The organism is Kribbella rubisoli (assembly GCF_004217145.1).
Classification (GTDB): domain Bacteria; phylum Actinomycetota; class Actinomycetes; order Propionibacteriales; family Kribbellaceae; genus Kribbella; species Kribbella rubisoli.
Genome location: NZ_SHKR01000017.1, coordinates 186,119 through 211,375, shown reverse-complemented (window position 1 = coordinate 211,375; position 25,257 = coordinate 186,119). Strand labels below are relative to the sequence as shown.

Genomic DNA, 25,257 nt, shown 5'->3' with positions numbered 1-25,257 from the left:
TGTGGGCTCAGAACTCCGAGCCGGCCGGGAGGTCGGGAGCGGACGGGTCGTCAGTGTCGGACGGGCCGGCGGCCAGGCCGAGCTCGGCGACGCTGGCCAGGGCCGCGTGGTTCGGGACGACGCGGACCGTGTAGCCGAACGGACCCGTGCGGTCCAGCTTCAGCTCGCCTTCGTACCGGTGCCGGTTGCCCTCGTACGTCTCGGCCAGCGACAGCGACGTGCGGACCGGGTCCGTGATCTCGTCGTTGGCGTCGACGCGCCCGTGCAGGACCTCGACACAGATGTCAGCCGGAGCAAGATCGCCAAGAGCAGCGAACGCGCGGATCCCAACCGTCGTACCGAGCTGCGGCACGTCGCCGAGACCCTGCAGCTCGACGTGGTCGACGCGGATCTGCGGCCAGGCCGCGACCACCTTCTGCTTCCACGCAGCCAGCTCGCGCGCACCGTCGTACGTCGAGTTCAGCGAACGCGACGACTTCGCGGCCGGCACGTACAGTTGCTCGACGTAGTCGCGCACCATCCGGGTGGCGAGCACCTTCGGGCCGAGATCCTTGATCGTGTTCCGCAGGTTCTGGATCCAGCGGGCCGGCACGGCGCCGTCGTAGAAGCGCGGCGCGACCTGCTTCTCGATCAGGTCGTACAGCGCGTGCGCCTCGAGGTCGTCACGCCGGTCGGTGTCCTCGACTCCGTCCGCGGACGGGATCGCCCAGCCGAACTCGTCGTCGTACCACTCGTCCCACCAGCCGTCGCGGATCGACAGGTTCAGCGCACCGTTCAGCGCCGCCTTCATGCCGGACGTGCCGCTCGCCTCGTACGGACGGAGCGGGTTGTTCAGCCAGACGTCGCAGCCCGGGTACATCGGCTGTGCCAGCGCGATGTCGTAGTCCGGCACGAACACGATCCGGTGCCGCACGTCCGGGTCGTCGGCGAACCGGACGACCTCCTGGATCAGCTTCTTGCCGCCCTCGTCGTGCGGATGCGACTTGCCCGCGATAACGATCTGGATCGGCCGCTGCGGGTGCAGCAGCAGCGCCTTCAGCCGCTCCGGGTCGCGCAGCATCAACGTGAGCCGCTTGTACGACGGAACGCGCCGCGCGAAGCCGATCGTCAGGATGTCCGGGTCGAGGATCGAGTCGACCCAGCCGAGCTCGGCCTCACTCGCGCCGCGGTTGATCCAGGACTGCCGGACCCGCGATCGGGTGTCGTCGATGAACCGCTGCCGCAGCAGCCGCTTCGTCTCCCAGATCTGCTGGTCGGTGGTCTTGTCGAGGCCGTCGAAGATGTCCTCGTCGGCGGTGTAGTTCGCATACGTGAGGTCGTGGATCTCACGCGCCACCCAGGTCGGCGCGTGCACGCCGTTGGTGATCGAGGTGATCGGCACGTCGGTGGAGTCGAAGCTCGGCCACAGCCCGGAGAACATCCCGCGGCTGACGACGCCGTGCAGCTTCGACACACCGTTGGCCCGCTGCGCCAGCCGCAGACCCATGATCGCCATGTTGAACAGCGCCGGGTCGCCGCCCTCGAAGTCCTCGGCGCCGAGAGAGAGGATGCGGTCGATCGGCACCTCGGGACCGAACACGTCGGCCGAGAAGTGCTGCTGGATCAGCTCGACCGGGAACCGGTCGATACCGGCCGGGACCGGCGTGTGCGTGGTGAACACGGTGCCGCCGCGGTTGACCTCGAGCGCGGTGTCGAAGTCGAGGTCCTTCTCGGCGGCCAGCTCACGGATCCGCTCGACACCGAGGAAGCCGGCGTGGCCCTCGTTGGTGTGGAACACCTCGGGCGCCGCGTGACCGGTGATCCGGCAGTACGTGCGGACCGCGCGGACACCGCCGACGCCGAGCAGCAGCTCCTGGAGCAGCCGGTGCTCGGTGGTACCGCCGTACAGCCGGTCGGTCACCTCGCGCTCGGAGGGCTCGTTCTCCTCGATGTCGGAGTCGAGCATCAGCAACGGGACACGGCCGACCTGGGCGACCCAGATCTGCGCGTGCAGCTGGCGGTTGCCCGGCAGCGTCAACGTGACAGTCGCCGGCGCGTCACCATCGCGCAGGAGGCTGATCGGCAGCCCGTCCGGGTCCACCAGGGGGTAACGCTCCTGCTGCCAGCCCTCACGGTTCAGCGACTGCGTGAAGTACCCGTGCCGGTACAGCAGACCGACGCCGATCAGCGGTACGCCGAGGTCGCTCGCCGCCTTCAGGTGATCACCGGCAAGGATGCCCAGACCACCGGAGTACTGCGGGAGGACGTGGGTGATGCCGAACTCCGGGGAGAAGTAGGCCACCGCGTTCAGCGGCGATCCGGCACTCTGGAACCACCGGTCTTCGGTCACGTAGCTGTCGAGGTCGGCTACTGCCAGTTCCAGCCGGCGCAGGAAAGCGTGGTCGTTGGCCAGCTCGTCGAGCCGGGCCGCCGGTACCTCGCCGAGCAGCTTGACCGGGTCACCGCCGGTGGTCCGCCACAACTGCGGGTCGACGGCCTCGAAGACGTCCTGCGTCTCCGGGTGCCAGGCCCAGCGGAGGTTGTTCACCAGGGTGCCCAGGCCGGTCAGCGGCGCAGGCAGGACAGGGCGGACGGAAAATCGTCGTATCGCTCGCACCGGGACACCGTACCGGGCCGGGGTGCGCAAAACACCTTCGGGATGCATCGATCTTGCAACGCGAGCAAGATTTTGCAGCCCCGTGTGTCACAGCGGAGTACTGGGAACCGATAACGTCAGTCCTGTAGTTCCGACATTCAGACACAGGGAGTTCATCCACGCCATGACTGGGCGCATCCCGATCACCGAGGTCACCCCGACCGTTGACGCCGGAGCGTATCCGGCCAAGGCAGCGGTCGGCGAGACGTTCACCATCGCGGCCACGGTTTTCCGCGAAGGCCACGATGCGGTGAACGCGAACGTCGTACTGACGTCGCCGTCGGGACAGACCAGACGCATGCTGATGAGTCCGGTGGGACAGGGCTCCGACCGCTGGACCGTCGACGTGACACTGCAGGAGCAGGGCGCGTGGACGTTCGCGGTCGAAGGCTGGAGCGACCCGTACGGCACCTGGCGGCACAACGCCGAGATCAAGGTGCCGGCCGGCCTCGACGTCGACCTGATGTTCGCCGAGGGCGCCGCGTTCTTCGATCGTGCGGCGGCCGGCGTACCACCGGCAGTGCGTGCCGACCGCGGGACGTTGAGCGATGCCGCGCATGCGCTGGCGAACGGCGCCTTGCCGCCGGAAGCGCGTTTGGCCGCGGGCATCTCGCCGCAGGTCCGCGCTGCTCTCGGTCGGTACCCGGTGCGCGAGCTGATCACGTCGTCGGAGACGTACCCGGTGTGGGTCGACCGGACGCGTGCGCTGTACGGCAGCTGGTACGAATTCTTCCCGCGCTCCGAGGGTGCGACGTACGACGAAGAGTCGGGTCAATGGGCCTCCGGCACCTTCCGTACGGCGGCGCAGCGGCTCGAGGCCGTCGCGAAGATGGGCTTCGACATCCTCTACGTGCCGCCGATCCACCCGGTCGGCCACTCGTTCCGCAAGGGCCCGAACAACACCCTCGACCCGAAGCCGGGCGACCCGGGTTCACCGTGGGCGATCGGCTCCGAGGACGGCGGCCACGACGCGATCCACCCGGAGCTCGGCACGTTCGAGGACTTCGAGTACTTCGTCGGCCGCGCCCGCGAGGTCGGCCTGGAGGTCGCGATCGACCTTGCCCTGCAGGCGTCGCCGGACCACCCGTGGGTGAAGGACCACCCGAAGTGGTTCGCGAAACGCGCCGACGGCTCGATCGCGTACGCCGAGAACCCGCCGAAGAAGTACCAGGACATCTACCCGATCAACTTCGACGACGACCCCGAAGGCATCTACGCCGAAGTACTGCGGATCGTCCGGCTGTGGATCTCCAAGGGCGTCACGGTGTTCCGCGTCGACAACCCGCACACGAAGCCGGTCAACTTCTGGGAGTACCTGCTCGGCGAGATCCGCAAGACCGATCCCGACGTGGTGTTCCTGTCCGAGGCGTTCACCCGCCGCCCGATGATGCGCGAGCTGGCGAAGGTCGGCTTCCACCAGTCGTACACGTACTTCACCTGGCGCAACGAGAAGTGGGAGCTCGAGGAGTACCTCACCGAGCTCACCAAGGAGAGCGGGCACTACCTGCGCCCGAACTTCTTCGTGAACACGCCGGACATCCTCACGGCCTACCTGCAGTACGGCGGCCCCGGCGCGTTCAAGATCCGCGCCGCGATCGCGTCGACGTCGTCGCCTGCTTGGGGTGTGTACGCCGGATACGAACTGTTCGAGCATGTTGCGCTGCGGCCGGGGTCCGAGGAGTACTTGGACACCGAGAAGTTCCAGCTGCGGCCGCGCGACTGGGCTGCGGCTGAGGCGGAGGGGCGCTCGCTAGCGCCGTACCTCACCCTCCTGAACAACATCCGCCGCCGGCACCCGTCGCTCCAGCAACTGCGCAACCTGTCGCTGCACACGGTCGATGACGAAGCCATCATGTGCTACTCGAAGCGCTCCACCGCCCCCGACGGCCACACCGACACAGTCATCATCGTGGTGAACACCGACCCGCATTCCGTCCGCGAGTCGATGGTCCACCTCGACATGGCCGCCCTCGGCATGCGCCCCGAGGACACCTTCACCGTCTACGACGAGATCACCGGCGCAACCTGGCGCTGGGGCCAACAGAACTACATCAAACTAGACCCCAACGCCGAGCCCGCGCACATCCTCGCGGTACGTCGCGGGCAAGCCTGAAGCGGAACCGAAGCGCGCCGGAACGCAGCCTGCAGGTCGGCAGCTCGCTCCGGGTAGCTGCGCAAGCCGTCTGCCTGAGTGCCCGGTCGCTGCTTTGCGGAACTTCTCTGCCGCCAGGAGCAAACTTCTCACCGCAAATAGCTCGGCCGTTGACCCACACCGCTCGCCGAACGGCTGAGGGGCCAACCCCTGAGATCGTGGGTTGCGGAGCCAGAATCTGCTTCCGCAACCCACCACCTCGGGGGTTGGCCCCTGAGTTATCCCCGGGTGGGGCCGGGGTTGGTTGGTCATGTCGGGCGCGAGTGGCGCACCACCTTCTCGCGATCGGCCTAGAGCGGCACGGTCTCCGGGTATTTCAGGCCTGCGCCGGTGTTGAGGGCGACTACCTGGTCGTTGGCGTGGATCCAGCCGGACTCGCGTAGGGTGCGGATCGCGGCGAAGTTGGCGGCGCCTTCCGGGCAGATGAAGGCGCCCTCCATGCGGGCTACGGCATGCTGTTCGGCGAGGATGTCTTCGTCGTCGACGGCGACTGCGCAACCGTTGGTCTCCGCGATCGCTTGCAGGACGAGGAAATCACCGAGCGCCTTGGGCACAGTGATGCCGAAGGCAACGGTTTTCGCGTCCGGCCAGGGCTCGCTTTCGGGCAGGCCCTTCTCCCACGCGCGGACGATCGGCGCGCATCCCGTCGACTGTACGGCGACCAGCCGCGGCAGGGGGCCGGAGATCCAGCCGAGTTCGAGCAGTTCGTTGAGCGCCTTCCAGATGCCGATGATGCCGACGCCGCCGCCGGTCGGGTAGACGATCACGTCCGGCAGCTTCCAGTTCAGCTGTTCGGCGATCTCCAGCCCCATCGTCTTCTTGCCCTCGATGCGGTACGGCTCCTTCAGCGTCGACGCGTCGAAGTACCCGGGCTGCTCCCGGACGTACGCCGCCGCGTCGCCGATCAGCCCGTCGATCAGCACCAGCTCCGCACCGACGACCGTCACCTCGCGCCGGCAGATCTCCGGTGCAGCGATCGGCATCGCGATCAGCGCCTCCATGCCGGCGCGTGCGGAGTACGCCGCCCACGCGGACCCGGCGTTCCCGTTCGTCGGCATCGCGATCTTCCGTACGCCGACCTCGTACGCGCGCGACACCCCGACGGCCGCGCCCCGCGCCTTGAACGTACCGGTCGGGATCAGCCCCTCGTCCTTCATCAGCAGCCGATCGACCCCGAGCTCAGCGCCGTACCGAGGCAACGGCAGCAACGGCGTCATCCCCTCCCCCAGCGTCACCACGTTGTCGGGCGATCGCACCGGCAGCAGCTCGTGGTACCGCCACAGGTCCGGCGCGCGATCGGCCAACGCGGCCGGCGTCACCGTGACGGACGGCAGGTCGTACCGCGCGAGCAGCGGCGAGCCGCACGGGCAGAGGCCGATGATCTGGTCGGCGTCGTGGGTTGCTCCACAACGAGGGCATTCGAGATGACTCAGCGCAGAGAAGGTCACAACCCCAGTGTCCCGTAGGCGGTGTGGCTTGTGCGTGCCTGGGCGCCGGTAGCGCCAAGCCACACCGCCTACGGGACACTAGAGTTACCCCGCGCGGAGATTCGTGATCATCGGGCGTTGGTGATCGGTGAGACGGAAGCCGGTGCCGCGGACGGCATCGATGGTGACCGTCGTGCCGAGTTCGTCGAGTTTGCGGCGCAGGCGCTTCACCACCGAGTGGACGTCGGCGGTGCCGCGGACGTTGAGGTCGCGCCAGACGGTCTGGTGCAGAGCGTCGTACGACCAGACGCGGAGCGGAGTCGACATCAGCCGGGTGAGCAGGTCGTGCTCGAGCTCGGTCAGCTGGATCTCCCGGTCGCGCCACCGGGCGACCGAGCGGGCCCGGTCGATGGTGAGTACGTCGGCGTCCGGCTCCTCGCCCGGGGCCCGGACCGCGGCGGCTTCGACCGCATCGGGCTCGGGAGGTTCGGGGTGCTCGGGCGCAGCGGGCGGGGGCTGCTGGGCGGGAACCAGCAGCCGACGCAGTTCGTCGAGGCTGGAGACCAGCAGCAGCGGTGCGACGTCGTCGACAAGCTCAGCCAGCCGGACGCGTTGCTCAGCAGAGGCCGCGACCGCGATCAGCAGCGGGAACGGCTCTTCGTCGGGTTCTGTCGTGGTCAGGTCTATACGGGCGGTGACCATCTGATCACGATGTCAAGGGCTGCCTCAGATCGTCAACGAATTGCCAGCCTTTGCCCAGGTTGCCTCGATTCGCACGACAGCTAGTCACATCTTGCTCACGAGGTGTGCTTGTTACCACGTTGTTCTGACACATAGATTCCACGTCAAGCTTGCGGTGTCACATGCCGCAACCTGGGGGGCACGGAGCGTCTTCACGCCCTCCTGCAGCAAATGACTCGGGGGAGTCGAGCTCGGGGTCGTTCAAGTGAGGGGCTGCAGAGATGTCACAACCACGAAAGGGACTCACCAGATCCGTGGTGAGCACCCTGGCGGCGCTGGCCGTCGTAGCGACCGGGATGGCCGCCGCCGGCCAGGCCCAAGCGTCGCCACCGACCAAACCGGAAGCCACGCCATCGCCCGCCGCCAAGATCAAGCCGGAACTGATGGCGAAGCTGGACGGGAAGGACGCCAAGTCCGCAACGGACTACTGGGTCCGTTTCGGTGCGAAGGCCGACCTGACCGCCGCCAGCAAGATCACCAACTGGAACGAGCGCGGCACGGCCGTGGCCGCCGCGCTGAAGAAGGCCGCCGCGGACAGCCAGGCGTCGATCCGCGCCGAACTGGACGCGCAGCACGTGAAGTACCAGGCGTTCTGGGGTACCAACGCGATCCGGATCGAGAGCGGATCGCTGGCGCTGGCCGAGAACCTGGCCGCCCACAACGAGGTCGAGGGCCTGTACGCCCCCGTCCAGATCGAGGTACCGAAGGTCACGCCGGGCCAGCAGGAGAAGGCGATCCAGGCCGTCGAGTGGGGCGTCGCGAACATCAAGGCGAACCAGGTCTGGTCGCAGTACGGCGACAAGGGTGAGGGCATCGTCGTCGCCAGCATCGACACCGGGGTGCAGTACGACCACCCGGCGCTGGTGAACCAGTACCGCGGCAACAACGGCGACGGCACCTTCAACCACAACTACAACTGGTTCGACGCGGCCGGCACCTCGCCGAACGCACCGTCCGACGGCAACGGCCACGGCACCCACACGATGGGCACCATGGTCGGCGACGACGGCGCGGGCAACCAGATCGGTGTCGCCCCGGGCGTGAAGTGGATCGCCGCGAACGGCTGCTGCCCGAGCGACGCCGCGCTGATCTCGTCCGGCCAGTGGATGCTCGAGCCGACCGACCTCGCCGGGCAGAACCCGGACGCGAGCAAGCGGCCGAACGTCATCAACAACTCGTGGGGCTCGACCCTGCCGTCGAACGACCCGTTCATGGAGGACATCACCCTGGCCTGGACCGCGTCCGGGATCTTCGGTGCGTTCGCCAACGGCAACAGTGGTGAGGGCGGCTGCAACACCTCCGGTTCGCCGGGCAGCCTGACCAGCAACTACTCGGCCGGCGCCTACGACATCAACAACAACATCGCGTCGTTCTCCGGTCGCGGGGTCGGCCAGGACGGCACCATCAAGCCGAACATCTCGGCTCCCGGTGTCAACGTCCGGTCCAGCCTGCCGGGTAACACCTACGGCGCATTCAACGGTACGTCGATGGCGACACCACACCTCACGGCCACCGTGGCCCTGCTGTGGTCCGCGTCGCCGTCCCTGAAGGGTGACGTGGCAGCCACGCGCGCGCTGCTGAACCAGACCGCGATCGACGCCCCGAACAGCCAGTGCGGTGGCACCGACGCGAACAACAACGTCTTCGGTCAGGGTCGCCTCGACGCGCTCGCGCTGCTGAACGCTGCCCCGATCGGCGACACCGGCACGCTGTCCGGCACGGTCACCGCCGCCACCGGTGGTGCCGCTCTCGCCGGCGCCAGCGTGACGGTGCACCAGGACGGTCAGGCCGACAAGTCGCTGACCACCAGCAGCAACGGCACGTTCTCGTCGGTCCTTCCGGCCGGCGACTACACGCTCACGGTCGCGTCGTTCGGGTACAAGACCCAGACCGCCACGGCCACCATCACCACCGGTCAGACCACCACCAAGAACTTCGCCCTGGAGAGCACTCCGCAGGTGAGTGTCGGTGGCACCGTCACGGACGGCTCCGGCCACGGCTGGCCGCTGTACGCGAAGGTGTCGGTGGAGGGCCCGGGCGGCGTGTTCGACTACACGACCCCGAGCAACGGCCGCTACAGCCTGAAGGTCCCGTCCGGTGCGGCGTACTCGCTCAAGGTCGAGGCGAAGTACCCGGGCTACCAGACCGTCAGCCAGCCGATCACGGTCGGCAGCGGCAACCTGACCAAGAACATCTCGGTTCCGGTCACCGCTGACTCCTGCACCACCGCGCCGGGCTACAAGTACGGCTCGGACGGCGTCTACCAGACCTTCGACTCGGGTACGACGCCGAGCGGCTGGAACCTGGTCGACAACAAGGGCAACGGCCAGGTCTGGCAGTTCAACGACCCGGGCAACCGGACGAACCTGTCCGGCGGCAACGGCGGCTTCGCGGTCATCGACAGCGACCACTACGGCCCCGGCGGTTCGCAGGACACGTCACTGGTCAGCCCGGTCGTGGACCTGAGCTCGGTCACCGCTCCGGTGATCCGGTTCAACCAGGACCTCAACTGGCTCGGCGGCGAGAAGGCCGATGTCGACCTGTCGATCGACGGCGGCGCCACCTGGGCCAACGTTCTGACGCAGGTCAATGACGCCCGTGGCGTCCAGGAGATCGCGATCCCGCAGGCAGCCGGCAAGTCCGCCGTACAGGTTCGCTTCCACTACTACGACGCGTCGTACGAATGGTGGTGGGAGGTCGACAGCGTGCTGATCGGCAGCCAGATCACCTGTGAGCCGACCGGCGGTGGTCTCGTCGTCGGCAACGTCAAGGACGCCAACACGAACGGTTTCGTGAACGGCGCGGTCGTCACCCGTGACGGCTCGTCCGAGAGCGCGACCACCGTGGCAACGCCCGAGGACACCGGTCTGAACGACGGCTTCTACTGGCTGTACTCGTCGGTGGACGGCGACCAGGGCTTCACCGCCAAGGCCGGCAACTACGTCAGCTCGACCGCGACCGTTCCGGTCGAGGCCGACTGGACCACCACGGCCGACTACACGCTGAAGGCCGGACAGCTGGCGGTCACACCGACCGGCATCACCGGCAACCTGAAGCTGCCGACCGGCACCGTGACCAAGTCGTTCAAGGTCACCAACACCGGTGGCGCACCGGTCGACGTGAAGTTCGGTGAGAAGGACAGCGGCTTCGTCCTGGAGAACGCGAACGGCACCAAGACCAGCAAGGCACAGGTGGAGAGCGGGACCGGCGCACCGCTGCAGCGGCTCGCCGTGAACACCTCGTTCGCCCGGATGCTGTCGGGCAAGACCGGCGCCGCGCCGGTCGCCGCGAAGCCGCAGGCGGCTCCGTGGGCCGACATCGCCGACTACCCCGCGACCGTGATGGACAACCGGGTGGTCAACCTCGACGGCAAGGTCTACTCGATTGCCGGTGGCAACGGTAGTGCGTCGACGGCGAACAACTACGTGTACGACCCGGCGACGCTCGCCTGGACCGCGATCGCCCCGCTGCCGGGTGCTCGCAACGCCGTCACCGTCGGTGTCGTCGGTGGCAAGATCATCGTCAGCTCCGGGTGGGCGGACGCCGGACCGGCTCCGGAGACCTGGTCCTACGACCCGGCCGCCAACGCCTGGACCCCGGTCGCGGCCAACCCGGCTCCGCGCGCTGCTGCCGGTCAGGCCGTGCTCGACGGCAAGCTGTACGCCGTCGGCGGGTGCACCACGTCCGGCTGTCTGCCGATGAGCAACACGGTGGTCCGCTACGACGCGGGCAGTAACACCTGGGAGACGCTGGCGAACTACCCGCAGTCGGTCGCGTTCGCATCCTGCGGCGCCATCGACGGCAAGCTGTACTGCGCCGGCGGTAACGACGGCACGAACTCGCTGAAGTCGGCGTACGTCTACGACCCGGGAGCAGACTCCTGGACCGCGATCGCGGACGCTCCGGCCGACCACTGGGCGGCGTCGTACGCCGTCGCCGGTGGCAAGCTGCTCGTCGTCGGCGGTGTCCAGGCCGGTGCGGTGACCAACGCAGGGTTCTCCTACGACCCGGCGTCGGACAGCTGGACCGCGCTGCCGAACGCCAACCTGCCGCGGTACCGCGGTGGTGCGGCGTGTGGCTTCTACAAGATCGGTGGCTCGTCCGGCAGCTTCAACGCCACCGCGGACAGCGAGGCCCTGCCGGGTCTCGAGGACTGCTCCGAGTCGTCGGCGGACGTGAGCTGGATGTCGCTCGACAAGACCGAGGCCACGCTGGCCCCGGGACAGTCGACGACCGTCAAGGTCACGCTCACCGCGAACGTCGACCAGCCCGGCGCCTACAGCGGCGCCGTGACGATCGGCGAGAACACCCCGTACAACGTCGCAGCGGTCGGCGTGACGATGAACGTCACCCCGCCGAACACCTGGAGCAAGCTGCTGGGCACCGTCACGGGCGTCAGCTCGTCCGGCGCCACCGCCGCCCTCCCGGGTGCGATCGTCGAGGTGGACTCGTGGGCGCAGTCGTACACCTTCATCACCGACAAGGACGGTCAGTACGCCTACTGGCTCGACCGTCGCAACAACCCGCTCACCCTGATCGCCGCCAAGGACGGCTACAAGCCACAAACCCGCACCACGAAGTTGGTAGCCGGCACGCCGGTCACCGAGAACTTCGCACTGAAGTCGATCAAGTAACCAAGCAGTAAAGCGCGCGGCCCCCGGACCACCCGGTCCGGGGGCCGCGCCCTTTGCGGAACTTTCTGGTCACCCGGTGGCGAAGAGCTTCCGGAAACCGTCAAGCAGTGGGGAGGAGGTGGAAGCCGACGCCGCGGACCGCGTGGATGGTGACGGTGGCGCCGAGGTTCGCGAGCTTCTGGCGCAAGCGTTTGACGACCGAGTGGATGTGCGAGCCGTGGCCGAGGTGCTCGTTGCCCCAGACGGCGTGGTGCAGACGCTGGTACGTCCAGACCCGGCCGGGCTCTGTCACCAGGCAGTGCAGGAAGTCGTGCTCCAGCCGGGTCAGCGGCATCTCGCGGTCCTTCCAGCGGACCACGCGGCGGTCGACGTCCAGGCGCAGTTCGGCGACCGGCTCCGGTACCGCTCTGATCGGCTTGGCGACCGGTGCCACGCTCGGAGCCATCACCGCCGAGCTCGGCGCGATCGTGACTCCGGTCAGCTCCAGGAACGCGCGGGCCTGGTCCGCGCTCGAGACCAGGAGCAGTGCGTCGGCTTCGCCGAGCAGGCGAGCCAGGTGTACTCGTTCGGCCGTGGACGCGGCCACGCCGATAATCAGTGACGAATCGGACGACCTCTCCATCGACGTCACAGCAAGCCCCTCCCAGTCGACTGGCCCGCCATAAGTACGGTTCACGGCGCAAACTAAGTCAAGGGATTCCTTGCGCACCGAGCTGGCACATATGCGTCCTGTCCGAGACAGGACAGCTTCTGCAGAAGGAAAATCTGCGACGCTCCACCGTGGAGTGTGCAGAGCCGGGGCGATGCGGAGTAGTCTCCTCGCGCACGGCCACTCTGACCGCATCCACGGAGGAACAGTGCCCGGTCTGGTTCGGCGGCCGCTAATCATCTGGTTGCTCGCGGCCCTCGCAGTACCTGTACTGCTGACGGCTGTGCTGATTCCCGCCAAGGCCGGCACCACCGAGGACGATCTGCGTGACCGTACGGTAGCCGCGTTGAAGGCCCGCGGGATCGAGAACGCGTCGGTCGATTTCGACGGCCGGGACGCGAAGATCGTCGTGTCCGGTGACGCGGATCCGGCGCAGGTTCAGGAGATCGCCACCGGGGTCGAAGGGGTTCGCTCGGTACGGATCGAGGGCGGGTCCACGCCGACGCCTACTCCGACTTCTACGAGTGCGCCGGCCGAGGAGTCCGGCGTACCGGCATTCGAGGTCGGGCGGACGGATCGGTCGATCCGGGTGCAGGCGCCGGTGCGGAGCCAGGCCGTCAAGGACGCGATCTCCGCCGAGGTTGAGCAGTTGCTCGGCCCGGACCGTCAGTACGACGACCGTACGACGATCGATCCGGCCAATGGGCTCGCCGACGCCGCGCCGCTGTCCGCGCTGCTGCGGGCGCTCGCGATCGGGACAGGCGACGCCTCCGTGCGGTACGACGGGGACACCGTCACGCTGTCGGGCGAGGTGCCGGACCAGGCGACCAAGGCGACTGTCGGACGGGCCGCTGCGAAGGCGGTGCCCGGTGCGGTTCTTGCCGATCAGCTGCAGCTGCCGACGCCGCCGAAGACCGCGCTGACCGAGCCGTGCCGCACGTTCCAGACCCGGCTAGCCGAGTTCAGCCGGCAGTACAAGATCAACTTCCTGTCCGGTACGTCGATCGTGAACGACGCGTCGAAGCCGTCCGTCGCGCGGGCTGCCGCAGTACTGAAGACGTGTACGACGGTGCGGGTCGAGGTGGCGGGTCATACCGACGACCTGGGTTCGCCGGCGACCAGCCTGCCGTTGTCCGAGCGTCGCGCCGCCGCGGTGAAGGCGGAGCTGGTGCGGCTCGGGGTGAACGCGGATCGCATCCTCGCGCACGGGTACGGGCAGGCCTTCCCGATCGCTTCCAACGCCACCGGCGCCGGGCGGATCGCGAACCGCCGGGCCGAGCTTCGAGTAGTGCAGGGGAACTGAATGAGTTGGCTGATCGCCGAGACCTGGATCCTGCTACTGGTCGCCTTCGTCCTGGGCAGCGCGGCCGCGTGGCTCGTACACCGACTGGTGAGGGAGGCGCGCGGATGAGCTGGCTGCTACGCCACAACTGGCTGTGGTCGATGCTCGCCTTCTTCCTCGGCGCAGCGATCACGTGGATCCTGCTCGACCGCCGCCGCCCCGCCCCTGCACTCGCGGACGAGCCGCCGGCGGAAGAACCCGTGCTCGTCGGAGCCGCCGTCGCACCGCAGGCCGCTTCCCCAGCGCAGGCCGCTCCCCCACCGCAGGCCGCGGCTGCAGTGCCGGAGGCTCCTGTTCGGGAGGCGCCGCAGCCCGTGTTCTCCCGGGTGATGGAGGCCGAGCCGACGCTGTTCGAGGTCGACATGGCGGCGCCCGAGCCGCATACGACGGCAGAGGTACTGCCCGGCCGGTACGGCGAGGGCTCGGCCGACGCCGTACCGCATCAGGGGCCGCCGGACGGCTTCACGATCAAGGGGAACGCCCAGTCGATGCTGTTCCACACGCCGGATTCGCCGTACTACGGGCGCACCAAACCTGAAGTCTGGTTCCGCACCGAGGCCGATGCCGAGCGAGCCGGTTTCGCCAAGTACACCCGCCGCCCCCGCAAGTCCGCCGACCCCCGCGACTGAGGATCCCCCTTGCCCCAGCTCCACGTCCCGTACGTCGTAGAACAAGACGAAGACGGCACCTGGCTCGCCGAAGCCGCCCTCACCCCCGACATCTTCCTCCAGGGCGAAGGCGAAACCCGCGAAGCAGCCCTCGAAGACCTCCGCACCTCAATAACCCAGGCAACAGCCGAATCCGGCATCCCCGACCAACTGGTGGTCGACCTCCCGTAACTGACCCCGCCCCAGTCCTACGATCGCGACGACACTCAGTAACCAGGAGGAAAAGTTGCGGCGCGAGCTTCAGATCCCCTTCACTGTCGAACAGGACGAGAACGGTGACTGGTGCGCTGCGGCAGCATTGACCCCTGACGCGTTCGCGAACGGCCAGGGCGAGACGCGGGAAGAGGCGATCGAGGACCTGAAGGCAGCGATCGTGCTTCTGGCCGAGGAGGTCGGCGTACCCGAGCAGTTGACGGTGGCCGTCGAGGACGTCGCAGGAAAGAGGAGTTGACCGTGAAGAACGAGGTCACTGTCCCGTACACGATCGAGCAGGACGAAGACGGCGTCTGGTGTGCGCACGCGCTCCTGCGTCACGGCGTCGGCGCGAACGGCGAGGGCGACACACCGGAGGCCGCTGTCGAGGACCTCAGGGAGGCACTGGCCGGGCTGATCAAGGCCTTCGGAGTCCCGAACCTGATCACCGTCACCGTCGAAAGCCCTTGATGGCCAGCAGGATCCCGGCGATGCGCGGTGCGGATGTCGTCGCGTCACTGGAGAATTGGGGCTTCGACGTCGACCGGGTCGAGGGCAGCCACCACATCATGAAACACCCCGACGGCCGCGGTACGACCGTGCCGGTGCACAACCGGGACGTGGCCAAGGGAACGATGGGCAGCATCATGCAGGACACCGGTCTCACGGCCGAGCAACTGCGCAACCCGAAGCTGGCGAAGCGCGAAGCGCGGGAACTGACGCCGCAGGAAGTGACCGAGGGCAGCGCGCCCGCAGCAGGGGCCGTGAAGTCCGGGGACAGGTCGGGCCGGGCCGGCGGACGCGGAGCGGCGAGACAACCGCCGCGGGAGAAGGGCGAGCGAGGTAGCCGCCGGTAGACCGCAGTACCCCGGCAGCAGTGCCTCCGAACAAGGGAGAGGGGCCGATGGAGCCCGAGGCGACGGAGCCGTTGGAGCCTGATCGGATCTTCACGGCTGAGGAATTGCTCAAGCAGCGGGACCCGCGGGACGGGGTCGCGGATGCCAACGGGGCGGTCAAGAGGCGGCCGCGGTTGCGGCGCGGGGGTGGCCGGCGGAGTACGGCGCAGACCTCCGAACGGCAGAACGAAGGACGTCGTCGCTGACTGAGTGCGAGCCTATTTGCTTGTACTGGCAAAGGGCCGTCAGACTATGCGGAACGCCTTGCGGGACCGTCCGACCGACGGCGTCACCACATCACCGCGGTACCCCGGGGTTCTTCCGGGATCAATGCACTGCCCTCCCCTTTTAGGTGCGCCCGAACGGGGTAAGGGAACTAGGTTTGGAGACACCCGATGGAGGTGAGCGTGACCGACATGCTGCCGGAGCAGCACCACGGACTGACGAAGAGTGACCCGCTGTGGTTCAAGCGGGCCGTCTTCTACGAGGTCCTCGTGCGGTCCTTCAAGGACTCGAACGCCGACGGCATCGGCGACCTGCAGGGTCTGACCGAGAAGCTCGACTACCTCGAGTGGCTCGGTGTCGACTGCCTCTGGTTACCGCCGTTCCAGCCGTCCCCGCTGCGCGACGGCGGTTACGACGTCGCCGACTACACCGGCGTGATGCCGGAGGTCGGCACGGTGCAGGACTTCGAGGAGTTCCTGGTCCAGGCGCACGCGCGCGGGATCCGGGTGATCGTCGACTTCGTGATGAACCACACCTCGGACCAGCACCCCTGGTTCCAGGCCTCCCGGGAGGACCCGGAGGGCCCGTTCGGCGACTTCTACGTGTGGTCGGACACCGACGACACCTACGCCGACGCGCGGATCATCTTCGTCGACACCGAGTCCTCGAACTGGACCTGGGACCCGGTCCGCGGCCAGTACTTCTGGCACCGGTTCTACTCCAACCAGCCGGACCTGAACTTCGAGAACCCGGCCGTCGGCGACGCGATCGTCGACGCGCTGAAGTTCTGGCTGGACCGCGGCGTGGACGGCTTCCGGCTGGACGCGGTGCCGTACCTGTTCGAGACCGACGGTACGAACTGCGAGAACCTCCCCCGGACCCACGAGTTCCTGAAGCGGATCCGCAAAGAGGTGGACGCGAACTACGAGGACCGCGTCCTGCTCTGCGAGGCGAACCAGTGGCCCGCCGACGTGGTCGAGTACTTCGGCGACCGCGACTCGGGCGGCGACGAGTGCCAGATGGCGTTCCACTTCCCGGTGATGCCGCGCATCTTCATGGGTGTCCGCCGAGAGTCGCGCTTCCCGATCTCGGAGATCCTGGCGCAGACGCCGGAGATCCCGGACACCTGCCAGTGGGGCATCTTCCTGCGCAACCACGACGAGCTCACGCTCGAGATGGTCAGTGACGAGGACCGCGACTACATGTGGGGCGAGTACGCGCAGGACCCGCGGATGAAGGCGAACATCGGCATCCGCCGCCGCCTCGCGCCGCTGCTCGACAACGACGTGAACAAGATGGAGCTGTTCACGGCGCTGCTGCTGAGCCTGCCCGGCTCCCCGATCCTGTACTACGGCGACGAGATCGGCATGGGCGACAACATCTGGCTGGGCGACCGCGACGGCGTCCGTACGCCGATGCAGTGGTCCCCGGACCGCAACGCCTCGTTCTCCACCGCGACACCCGGCAAGCTCAGCCTGCCGGTGATCATGGACCCGGTCTACGGCTTCCAGGCGGTGAACGTCGAGGCCGAGATGGAGAACGCCTCGTCGCTGCTGCACTGGACCCGCCGGATGATCCAGACCCGCAAGCAGCATCCGTGTTTCGGCATGGGTACCTTTACGGATCTGGGTGGTTCCAACCCGAGCGTGCTGTCCTACGTTCGCGAGTTCGGCGACGATGTCGTGCTGTGCGTGAACAATCTGTCCCGCTTCCCGCAGCCGATCGAGCTGGATCTGCGGCAGTGGCAAGGAGTGGACCCGATCGAGTTGCTCGGCGGTGTGCACTTCCCGACGATCGGGGAGTTGCCCTACCTTCTGACCCTCGGTGCCCACGGTTTCTACTGGTTCCGGCTGGCGAAGCCGGCTGACCACGAGGAGAGCATGTAGTGAATTCGCATCTGGACCAGGTCCAGTCCTTCTGCGCGAGCCAGAGATGGTTCGGGGAGAAGGGACACGACGTCCGCGTCGAAGCGATGGCCACCTCGGTGTGGCTGTCGGACGAGGGCGCCTGGCCGGCGGTCCGGATCGGGTTCGTCTACTGTGCGGGTCCGCCCGGGGTGGAGATCCCGATCCGGGTGTACCAGCTTCCGCTCAGCTACCACCGTGCACCGGTCGACAACCTCGGCCATGCGCTGATCGGTGAGTGGGCGGAGCCGGATCTCGGCGATGCCGACGTCTGGGTGTACGACGCCTTGCACGACAAGGAAGCGACGCCGTACTGGCTGGACGGGCTCACGCACGGACGGCAACTGGACGGGCTGGAGTTCCATCCCGTCCGGTCACCGGACCGGACGATCGAGGTGCCCGAGGACGCACAGTCGCTGGTCCTCACCGTTGAGCAGAGCAACACGTCGCTGGTGTTCGGCGACGTCGCGCTGCTGAAGGTGTTCCGCCGGCTCGAGCCCGGGAGCAACCCGGGGGTCGAGATCGAGTCGGCGCTCACCGAGTCCGGATCCGAACTGGTCCCGGAGGTGCTGGGGTCTGCGCGCGGTAGGTGGCCGCGCGCCGGCGGCGGCACCGACTCGGGTGAGCTGGCGATGATGACGGCGTTCCAGAAGAGTGCGACCGACGGCTGGTCGTTCGCGACCTCGTCGGTGCGCGACCTGTACGCCGAGGCCGACCTGCACGCCGAAGAGGTCGGCGGTGACTTCGCGGCCGAATCGCACCGGCTCGGCGCGAGCACCGCGCAGGTGCACTCCGAGCTGGCCAAGGCGCTCGGCTCCGACATCTGGGAGCCGGAGAAGCTGGTCGAGCACGCGAACGCGATGCACCGTCGGCTCGACGCCGCGGCGGCCGCGATCCCGCAGCTCGCGCCGTACGCCGGTGGTCTGGCTCGGGCGTTCGACGCGCTGGCGGCGTACGACCAGCCGGTCACGGTCCAGCGGATCCACGGCGATTTCCATCTCGGACAGGTGCTGCGGACGATCGACGGCTGGAAGCTGATCGACTTCGAGGGCGAACCGGCCAAGTCGCTGATCGAGCGGCGCGCGCTGGACACCCCGGTGAAGGACATCGCCGGGATGCTGCGCTCGTTCGACTACGCGGCCCGGTCGCTGCTGCAGGACCACGAGGGCGACCAGCAGATCGCGTACCGCGCGACCGAGTGGGCCAACCGCAACCAGCAGGCCTTCTGCGACGGGTACGCCGAGGTGGCGGGCACCGATCCGCGCGAGCAGACCGTCCTGCTGAACTCGTTCCTCGCCGACAAGGTCATCTACGAGGTGCTGTACGAGGCTCGTAACCGGCCGACCTGGCTGCAGATCCCGCTGTCCGCAGCGGCGCATTTGGCCGAACAGTAATACCCCAAATCTCAGCCAAGTAATCCAACTCCGGCTGGGAATTACAGAGCGTGGGCGGCCGACCACTGTAATACTTGCGGGTATGCCTCCCGAGCCGCTGCTAGAGGTCGGTGTTCTCGGCCCTCTGGTGGTCAGGCTCGGCGGCGCCCCGCTCTCGGTCGACCGCCCGCTGGAACGGGCGCTGCTGGTCCGCCTCGCGCTGGCCGGCGGCATCGCCGTTCCGGACAGCCGGCTCGCGGTCGACCTCTGGGGTGACGTCGACCTGGCCCGACCGACCGAGCGCCTCCGCGTGCTCGCGTCCCGGCTCCGCGCTGCCCGGTCTCCGCCCTCGACTGGAGCCATCAACTCCTAGGCGACCGAGAGCGCGCCGTACTCCGACGCGTAGCCGTCTTCGCCGGAGGCTTCAACCTGGAAGCCGCCGAACAGATCGCCGACAACCCCCGCGACGTAGCCCCGGCCCTCACCGAACTAGCGGACCGATCGCTCCTCACAGTCGAGGCAACCAACGGCCGCCGCTTCCGCCTCCTGGAAACCGTCCGCGACTACGCCCTGGCAAAGCTCGACGAGGCAAGCGAAACCGACCAAGCCCGCGCCGCACAACTCGAGTGGGCTCTTACGTTCGTCGAGACAGCCGGTGGCGACGACGACTTCGCGTCAGCCGAGTCCATCACCGAAGTCTTCGCCGAATGGCCGAACCTGCTCGATATCCTCGACCGCGCCCCAGGCACCGACCGCGCTGTAGTAGGCCTCCGCCTAGCACTCGCCCTGCACACCCCGTGGCTCATCAGAGGTTGGTACGCCGAAGCCGGCCGCCACTTCGGCGCCCTGGCCGACGCCCCGAACGCAACCACAGCCGAGCGAGTCACGGCCCTCAGCAACCTCGGCTTCGTCCTCACGATGCGCGGCCGCTTCGACCAAGCCGCAGCATCCCTGACCGAAGCCGAAGTACTGGCAGGGACTCAAGACGACGACGGCTTCGCTACATCGCCCGCCTCAACGCAGTGAAGGCCGCTTTGGCAGGTTGAGGATTGTGTACGTCGGGACTCGGCGGGTACGGGGTGCAGTGAAGACAGCATTGATCGGGCAGGATGGGATTCATGGGAGAGCGCGAAGCTTTTGAGGAGCCTGTGGTGGCGGTTGAGGAGCCTGTGGTGACAGCGGTTCGAGTCGATCGGACCGAGCTGGAGAGACTCGTCGCCGGCACGTACCACGATCCTCATCAGGTGCTCGGCCCGCATCTCGGCGAGCACGGTGTCACGGTGCGCGCGCTGCGGCCGTTCGCGAAGAGCGTGACGGTGCTGTACGACGACAACCGCCTCGACCTCCGGCACGAGCACGACGGCATCTGGGTCGGCGTACTCGATGTCGACAAGGTCCCGGACTACCGCCTCGAGGTGACCTATACCGACGGTCCCGCGGCCGTGGTCGACGACCCGTACCGCTATCTCCCGTCGCTCGGCGAGGTCGACCTGCACCTGATCGGCGAGGGACGGCACGAGCAGCTGTGGACCGTGCTCGGCGCGCACGTCCGCCGGTACGACGGCCCGACCGGGACCATCACCGGCACGTCGTTCGCCGTCTGGGCCCCGAACGCGCAGGGGATCCGGCTGACCGCGGACTTCAACTTCTGGGACGGCCGCGCGCATCCGATGCGCTCACTCGGCTCGTCCGGCGTGTGGGAGATCTTCGTGCCCGGCGTCGGCGCGGGTACGCGGTACAAGTTCGACATCTGCGGCCGCGACGGCGTCTGGCGGCAGAAGGCCGACCCGATGGCCAACCTGGCCGAGACTCCCCCGGCGAACGCGTCCGTCGTCACCGAGTCGTCGTACGAGTGGAGCGACGCCGCCTGGCTCGAGCGGCGCGCACAGGCCGAGGCGTACGCCGAGCCGATGAGCGTGTACGAAGTACATCTCGGATCCTGGCGGAAGGGCCGTTCGTACCGCGAGCTGGCCGACGAACTTGTTGCCTACGTCAACGACATGGGGTTCACCCATGTCGAGCTGATGCCGGTCATGGAGCACCCGTTCGGCGGATCGTGGGGCTACCAGGTCACGTCGTACTTCGCCCCGACCTCGCGCTTCGGCGATCCGGACGACTTCCGGCTGCTCGTCGACAGGCTGCACCAGGCCGGGATCGGCGTCATCGTCGACTGGGTGCCCGCGCACTTCCCGAAGGACGCCTGGGCCCTGGCCCGTTTCGACGGTACGCCGCTGTACGAGCACCCGGACCCGCGCCGAGGCGAGCAGCCGGACTGGGGCACGCTGGTCTTCGACTTCGGCCGGCCCCAGGTGCGGAACTTCCTGGTGGCGAACGCGATCTACTGGGCCGAGGAGTTCCACATCGACGGCCTGCGCGTGGACGCGGTCGCCTCGATGCTGTACCTGGACTACTCGCGCCAGGACGGCCAGTGGGTCCCGAACCAGTACGGCGGCCGCGAGAACCTCGAGGCGGTGTCGTTCCTGCAGGAGATGAACGCGACCCTCTACAAGCGGGTCCCCGGCGTCATCACCGTGGCCGAGGAGTCGACGTCCTGGCCGGGCGTCACCCGCGGCACGCATCTCGGCGGTCTCGGCTTCGGCTTCAAGTGGAACATGGGCTGGATGAACGACTCGCTCCGCTACCTGGAGCACGAGCCGATCCACCGGCAGTACCACCACCACGAGCTGACGTTCTCGATGATGTACGCGTACTCCGAGAACTTCGTCCTCCCGCTCTCCCACGACGAGGTCGTGCACGGCAAGGGATCGCTGCTCCGCAAGATGCCCGGCGACCGCTGGCAGCAGCTGGCGAACCTGCGTGCCTATCTGGCGATGATGTGGGCGCACCCGGGCAAGCAGCTGCTGTTCATGGGCTGTGAGTTCGGCCAGGAGTCGGAGTGGTCGGAGAAGGGCGAGCTGGACTGGTGGCTGCTGGACCACAGCGACCACCAGGGTCTGCAGCAGCTGGTCCGCGATCTCAACCGGGTCTACAAGGACACTCCGGCGTTCTGGCGGACCGACCACGAGGCGGAGAAGTTCAGCTGGATCGACGCGAACGACGCCAGCAACAACATCTTCTCCTTCGTCCGGTACGGCGACGAGGGTGAGCCGACCGTGGCGTGTATCGCGAACTTCTCCGCGGTCCCGCACCACGGCTACCGCCTCGGCCTCCCGTACGCCGGCCGCTGGGAAGAGGTCGTCAACACCGACGCCGGCAACTACGGCGGTTCCGGTGTCGGCAACTTCGGCGCCGTCGAGGCCGACGGACCGGAGTGGCACGGGATGACTACCAGCACCGAGCTGTCCGTCCCACCCCTGGCAACGGTGTACCTGCGCTTCACCGGGTAGCGTTCACGGCGTGACTCCGCTGATCGATGGTGACCTGACCCTGCGACTGTCACGCCAGGACACACACGCAGTCGTGTTCGACGTGGAGAACGGCAAGCCGGTCGGGACCGTCGAGCTGCGCCGGACCACCCAGGACGCCGGACTGGTCGTCTGGGCGCTCGACGGCGGGCAGGAGCTGGCGCTGCGGGCAGTCCGGTTGGCAACGGAGTACGCCTTCGGTGAGCTCGGGTTCGAGCGGCTGCAGGTCGAGGTGGACCCGGAGCTCCACTCGACCGCGCGCGTCGCGATCCGGTCCGGTTTCCGGCGTGAAGGCATACTGCGTGGCGCCGCGCTCGTGGACGGTGAGCGCCGGGACGTCGCGATCTACGGCATGCGCGTCGACGACCCGCGCCCGAACACGGTGACGGGCTGGACAGCCTTGATGGACTCCACGCTGCCCAAGAAGCGGGTGATCGCCCACGTCGTCGTACGCGACACGGCTGGGCGCGTCCTGCTGTGTCAGGTCAGCTACAAGAAGGACCTGGAGCTGCCCGGCGGTGTGGTCGAGCCCGACGAGGACCCGGCGACCGGTGCGTCCCGCGAGATGCAGGAGGAGATGGGTACGGCGCTGCCGCTGCTCGGCGTACTGGCGATCGACTGGCTGCCGCGCTGGGAGGGCTGGGGCGACGCCGTCGAGATCCTGTACGACGGCGGCGTACACGACCCCTCGCTGATCGACGAGCTCCAGCCGGACGGCTTCGAGATCCGCGCCCTGTCGTGGCACGCGCCCGAGGAGCTGGAGGGCCTGGTCTCACCGCTGAATGCCCGCCGCCTCCCGATGCTCCTGGCGGCGCCGAATCAGCTTCACAACCTACGAGCCGGTGTACCGATCATTTCGTGAGCTGGTTTACGCACCAGATGTAGTGCCCGTCACCGGCGTTCTCGTCGTAGATCGTCGCGGTGATGATGCCGTACGCCTGCCGGTACAACCGCATCCGCTCGCGGTCGTGCCCAAGCCCCGCAAACCGGTCCAGCAACAGGTTGTCGAGCCGCCGCGCCTCCGGCCCGTACATGTCGAAGAACCCGGCCGCCAACGACGCCTCGAAGGTGGTGTCCCCGGCAGTCGACAGGAACCCCCAGTCGAGCACCGCCGCAACCTCTGAGCCGTGCATCAGCACATTGGGCGGACAAACGTCCCCATGTACGACGCTCAGCTCGACGTCCGGCAGGTCGCACAGCGCCTCAAGCACGGTCGCCAGCAGTCGAGGGAAGTCAGGCACGTCCCGCTCGAGATGAACCTTCGAGGCTGCTGCCCGACGACGTACGACAGCCGCCAGGCTCTCACCCCAGGACCGCCCCCAGAACGGCTCACCAATCACCGGCAGCGCCTTGCTCGCCGGGCCAGGCCGCGCATTGCGGAGCGACTCGACAACCAAGACGAACGCATCCAGCGCTCGCGCCTCATCCAAACCAGCCTGATGCAGCGGCACCCCGGTCAGCTTGTCCTCCACGCTGACCGCGAGTCCGTTCTCGCCCACGCCGATCTCGCGGATCCGCGGCGTACGGAACGGCAGCTCCGGCAGTTCGTCGAGGAACGCCTTCAGCGGCAGCACATCCTCCGGCCGCCGGTCGAACCAGACCTTCCGCACGGTCCCGTCCCCGAGGTCGTAGACCGCGCCTTCCATCCCCTGGCCGATGAGCTCCACCGGCCAGACACTAACGGACGAAGCGGATCGTCAAGGGGTAGCGGTAGTCCTGGCCGCTCGAGGCCGCGATCGTCGCCAGCACGATGACCACGACCGCCGCGACCGCACCGATCACGATCAGCGGCACGATGATCAGCACCCCGAGACCGAACGTGATCAGCACCAGCACCACCGCGATCGCCGTGTAGATCAGCAGCGAGATCTGGAAGTTCAGCGACTCCACCGCGTTCTTGCGGACGAACTCGGACCGGCCGCGGAACAGCAGCCAGATGATCAGCGGACACAGGAACCCCATCGCGAACCAGGCCGCGATGAACACCCCCACATGCGCGAGCATCGCCCACGTGCGTTCTTCCGAGGCCGGCAACGCCGACCCTGAGCCCGGAGTGCTCATGCTCCCAGTGAAGCACGCCGATTCCTTTTCGCGGCAGCGCTGGTCAGTACCGATAACGACCAGCAACCGAAAGGAATCACGATGGCGAGCAAGGAGTCCGAAGCGGTCCGGCGGCACTGGGTCACGTCGCGCGAGTCCGCCCAGCGGGACACCCCCGACGGCGACCAGGAGTCGGGCGACCACCGCTGGGCCGAGCTGACCACCGAGCCCACAGACGTGGACTACCTGTCCGTCGAAGGCCGCCAGGCGATCTGGATCGTCCCGCACAACGCCTCGGCAGACCGGGTCCTGTTGTGCTTCCACGGCGGCGGCTACATCGGCGGATCGCGCTACTCACACCGGAAGATGTTCGCGCACCTGGCCAAGGCGGTCGGCGCCCGAGCGCTCGTCTTCGACTACCCGATGGCGCCCGAACACACGCATCCGGCCCAGCTCGACCACGGGGTCGACACCTACCGCTGGCTCTTGAACCAAGGCATCTCCCCCGAGCACATCCTGTTCGTCGGCGATTCGGTAGGAGGCGGCATGGCCGTCACCACCCAACTCCGCGCCCGCTCGATCGGCCTGCCGTTGCCCGCCGGCGCTATGCCGTTCTCCCCGGCGGTCGACTTCGAGGCGACAGGAGCGTCGTACGACGCCAACCGGGACCGTGACGAGTTCTTCCACCGCGATCTCGTCCGTGGACTCGCTTACCTCTTCCTAGGACCAGACGGCTCACCGCGGGATCCGTTCGTGAACCCGCTGTACGGCGACCTCACCGGGCTCGGACCGATCTACATCCAGGTCGGCGGCGACGAGGTACTGCTCGACGACGCCAACATGCTGGCCGAGGGGGCGGAGAAGGCCGGGGTCGAGGTGCGGCTCGACGTGTTCCCGGAGATGCAGCACACGTTCCAGATGGCGGCCGGTCGCGCGCCGGAAGCCGACGATGCCATCCAGCGGATGGCACTCTGGGCACGGCCGGTGCTCGGCCTGTGACCGTGAAAGAGGGGG

Annotated in this window: 22 protein-coding genes; 16 read left to right on the top strand and 6 right to left on the bottom strand. The window is 67.8% G+C overall.

Translation table 11 applies throughout. The features are described from left to right. Nucleotides 1-7: 7 nt before the first annotated feature. Nucleotides 8-2,596: an alpha-glucan family phosphorylase gene (gene glgP, locus EV645_RS36545; RefSeq protein ID WP_130448899.1), complete on the bottom strand. Its 2,589-nt coding sequence runs from the start codon at nt 2,594-2,596 to the stop codon at nt 8-10. Between the two features lie 163 nt (nt 2,597-2,759). Here glgP and EV645_RS36540 point away from each other — a divergent pair, with 163 nt between their 5' ends. Further along, on the top strand, nt 2,760-4,748 hold the full coding sequence (locus EV645_RS36540) for an alpha-1,4-glucan--maltose-1-phosphate maltosyltransferase (protein ID WP_130448897.1): 1,989 nt from the start codon (nt 2,760-2,762) through the stop codon (nt 4,746-4,748). A gap of 329 nt (nt 4,749-5,077) precedes the next feature. Here the strand turns inward: EV645_RS36540 and EV645_RS36535 are convergent, their stop codons facing one another. Together EV645_RS36535 and EV645_RS36530 are read right to left on the bottom strand one after the other, a co-directional pair. Continuing rightward, nucleotides 5,078-6,235, bottom strand: coding sequence for a threonine synthase (locus EV645_RS36535; protein ID WP_130448895.1), 1,158 nt, complete (start codon nt 6,233-6,235; stop codon nt 5,078-5,080). An 84-nt stretch (nt 6,236-6,319) separates the two neighbouring features. After that, nucleotides 6,320-6,916 carry a winged helix-turn-helix domain-containing protein gene (locus EV645_RS36530; RefSeq protein WP_130448893.1) on the bottom strand — a complete coding sequence of 199 codons (597 nt, stop codon included), beginning with the start codon at nt 6,914-6,916 and terminating at the stop codon, nt 6,320-6,322. Nucleotides 6,917-7,212: 296 nt separating this feature from the next. Between EV645_RS36530 and EV645_RS36525 the strand changes: the two genes are divergently transcribed. Further along, entirely contained in the window at nt 7,213-11,589 is a 4,377-nt protein-coding gene (locus EV645_RS36525) for a S8 family serine peptidase (RefSeq protein WP_242000885.1), read from the top strand. 100 nt (nt 11,590-11,689) lie between these two features. On the opposite strand, the gene EV645_RS36520 is transcribed toward EV645_RS36525, so the two are convergent. Further along, nucleotides 11,690-12,211, bottom strand: a complete 522-nt coding sequence (locus EV645_RS36520) for a winged helix-turn-helix domain-containing protein (RefSeq protein WP_130448889.1) — start codon at nt 12,209-12,211, stop codon at nt 11,690-11,692. Between the two features lie 235 nt (nt 12,212-12,446). Between EV645_RS36520 and arfA the strand changes: the two genes are divergently transcribed. The 13 genes from arfA to EV645_RS36460 all read left to right on the top strand — a co-directional run bounded on the left by arfA (nt 12,447) and on the right by EV645_RS36460 (nt 23,065). Continuing rightward, a complete protein-coding gene (arfA, locus tag EV645_RS36515) occupies nt 12,447-13,541 on the top strand; it encodes a channel-forming protein ArfA/OmpATb (protein WP_242000884.1) in 1,095 nt (364 codons plus the stop codon). A gap of 104 nt (nt 13,542-13,645) precedes the next feature. Beyond that, complete coding sequence (locus tag EV645_RS36510; RefSeq protein WP_130448885.1) at nt 13,646-14,209, top strand: sunset domain-containing protein; 564 nt, start codon at nt 13,646-13,648, stop codon at nt 14,207-14,209. A 9-nt stretch (nt 14,210-14,218) separates the two neighbouring features. Beyond that, nucleotides 14,219-14,419, top strand: coding sequence for a hypothetical protein (locus tag EV645_RS36505; RefSeq protein WP_130448883.1), 201 nt, complete (start codon nt 14,219-14,221; stop codon nt 14,417-14,419). Between the two features lie 55 nt (nt 14,420-14,474). Continuing rightward, nucleotides 14,475-14,699 carry a type II toxin-antitoxin system HicB family antitoxin gene (locus tag EV645_RS36500; RefSeq protein WP_130448881.1) on the top strand — a complete coding sequence of 75 codons (225 nt, stop codon included), beginning with the start codon at nt 14,475-14,477 and terminating at the stop codon, nt 14,697-14,699. 2 nt (nt 14,700-14,701) lie between these two features. Further along, nucleotides 14,702-14,911, top strand: a complete 210-nt coding sequence (locus EV645_RS36495) for a type II toxin-antitoxin system HicB family antitoxin (RefSeq protein WP_130448879.1) — start codon at nt 14,702-14,704, stop codon at nt 14,909-14,911. After that, a complete protein-coding gene (locus EV645_RS36490) occupies nt 14,911-15,297 on the top strand; it encodes a type II toxin-antitoxin system HicA family toxin (RefSeq protein WP_130448877.1) in 387 nt (128 codons plus the stop codon). The genes EV645_RS36495 and EV645_RS36490 overlap by 1 nt, the downstream gene beginning before the upstream one ends. A 47-nt stretch (nt 15,298-15,344) precedes the next feature. Then, the gene (locus EV645_RS36485; protein WP_130448875.1) at nt 15,345-15,542 is read left to right on the top strand and encodes a hypothetical protein; all 198 of its coding nucleotides are present in this window, start codon (nt 15,345-15,347) and stop codon (nt 15,540-15,542) included. A 189-nt stretch (nt 15,543-15,731) separates the two neighbouring features. Then, nucleotides 15,732-17,447 carry a maltose alpha-D-glucosyltransferase gene (gene treS / locus EV645_RS36480; protein ID WP_130448873.1) on the top strand — a complete coding sequence of 572 codons (1,716 nt, stop codon included), beginning with the start codon at nt 15,732-15,734 and terminating at the stop codon, nt 17,445-17,447. Further along, entirely contained in the window at nt 17,447-18,859 is a 1,413-nt protein-coding gene (locus EV645_RS36475) for a maltokinase N-terminal cap-like domain-containing protein (RefSeq protein WP_130448871.1), read from the top strand. The genes treS and EV645_RS36475 overlap by 1 nt, the downstream gene beginning before the upstream one ends. A gap of 82 nt (nt 18,860-18,941) precedes the next feature. Further along, entirely contained in the window at nt 18,942-19,211 is a 270-nt protein-coding gene (locus EV645_RS36470) for an AfsR/SARP family transcriptional regulator (protein WP_130448869.1), read from the top strand. Nucleotides 19,212-19,267: 56 nt separating this feature from the next. Continuing rightward, entirely contained in the window at nt 19,268-19,864 is a 597-nt protein-coding gene (locus tag EV645_RS43570; protein WP_479684504.1) for a hypothetical protein, read from the top strand. Nucleotides 19,865-20,010: 146 nt separating this feature from the next. Further along, a complete protein-coding gene (gene glgB, locus EV645_RS36465) occupies nt 20,011-22,185 on the top strand; it encodes a 1,4-alpha-glucan branching protein GlgB (protein ID WP_277877147.1) in 2,175 nt (724 codons plus the stop codon). A 10-nt stretch (nt 22,186-22,195) separates the two neighbouring features. Beyond that, complete coding sequence (locus EV645_RS36460) at nt 22,196-23,065, top strand: NUDIX hydrolase (RefSeq protein WP_130448865.1); 870 nt, start codon at nt 22,196-22,198, stop codon at nt 23,063-23,065. On the opposite strand, the gene EV645_RS36455 is transcribed toward EV645_RS36460, so the two are convergent. Further along, nucleotides 23,055-23,870 carry a phosphotransferase gene (locus EV645_RS36455; RefSeq protein ID WP_130448863.1) on the bottom strand — a complete coding sequence of 272 codons (816 nt, stop codon included), beginning with the start codon at nt 23,868-23,870 and terminating at the stop codon, nt 23,055-23,057. The genes EV645_RS36460 and EV645_RS36455 overlap by 11 nt on opposite strands. Nucleotides 23,871-23,880: 10 nt before the next feature. Continuing rightward, nucleotides 23,881-24,264: a DUF4870 domain-containing protein gene (locus tag EV645_RS36450; protein WP_130448861.1), complete on the bottom strand. Its 384-nt coding sequence runs from the start codon at nt 24,262-24,264 to the stop codon at nt 23,881-23,883. 81 nt (nt 24,265-24,345) lie between these two features. On the opposite strand from EV645_RS36450, the gene EV645_RS36445 reads away from it, so the two are divergent. Further along, nucleotides 24,346-25,242 (top strand): alpha/beta hydrolase, encoded by an 897-nt coding sequence (locus tag EV645_RS36445; protein WP_130448859.1) that lies wholly within the window; start codon nt 24,346-24,348, stop codon nt 25,240-25,242. Nucleotides 25,243-25,257 lie beyond the last annotated feature (15 nt).

Excerpts from the sequence above, each read along its gene's own strand:
- EV645_RS36520 (WP_130448889.1), bottom strand. The coding sequence starts at position 12,211 with ATGGAGAGGTCGTCCGATTCGTCACTGATTATCGGCGTGGCCGCGTCC.
- EV645_RS36485 (WP_130448875.1), top strand. The coding sequence starts at position 15,345 with ATGGAGCCCGAGGCGACGGAGCCGTTGGAGCCTGATCGGATCTTCACG.
- EV645_RS36540 (WP_130448897.1), top strand. The coding sequence starts at position 2,760 with ATGACTGGGCGCATCCCGATCACCGAGGTCACCCCGACCGTTGACGCC.
- EV645_RS36445 (WP_130448859.1), top strand. The coding sequence starts at position 24,346 with ATGGCGAGCAAGGAGTCCGAAGCGGTCCGGCGGCACTGGGTCACGTCG.
- EV645_RS36470 (WP_130448869.1), top strand. The coding sequence starts at position 18,942 with ATGCCTCCCGAGCCGCTGCTAGAGGTCGGTGTTCTCGGCCCTCTGGTG.
- EV645_RS36450 (WP_130448861.1), bottom strand. The coding sequence starts at position 24,264 with ATGAGCACTCCGGGCTCAGGGTCGGCGTTGCCGGCCTCGGAAGAACGC.
- EV645_RS36490 (WP_130448877.1), top strand. The coding sequence starts at position 14,911 with ATGGCCAGCAGGATCCCGGCGATGCGCGGTGCGGATGTCGTCGCGTCA.
- EV645_RS36530 (WP_130448893.1), bottom strand. The coding sequence starts at position 6,916 with ATGGTCACCGCCCGTATAGACCTGACCACGACAGAACCCGACGAAGAG.
- EV645_RS36510 (WP_130448885.1), top strand. The coding sequence starts at position 13,646 with ATGAGCTGGCTGCTACGCCACAACTGGCTGTGGTCGATGCTCGCCTTC.
- treS (WP_130448873.1), top strand. The coding sequence starts at position 15,732 with ATGGAGGTGAGCGTGACCGACATGCTGCCGGAGCAGCACCACGGACTG.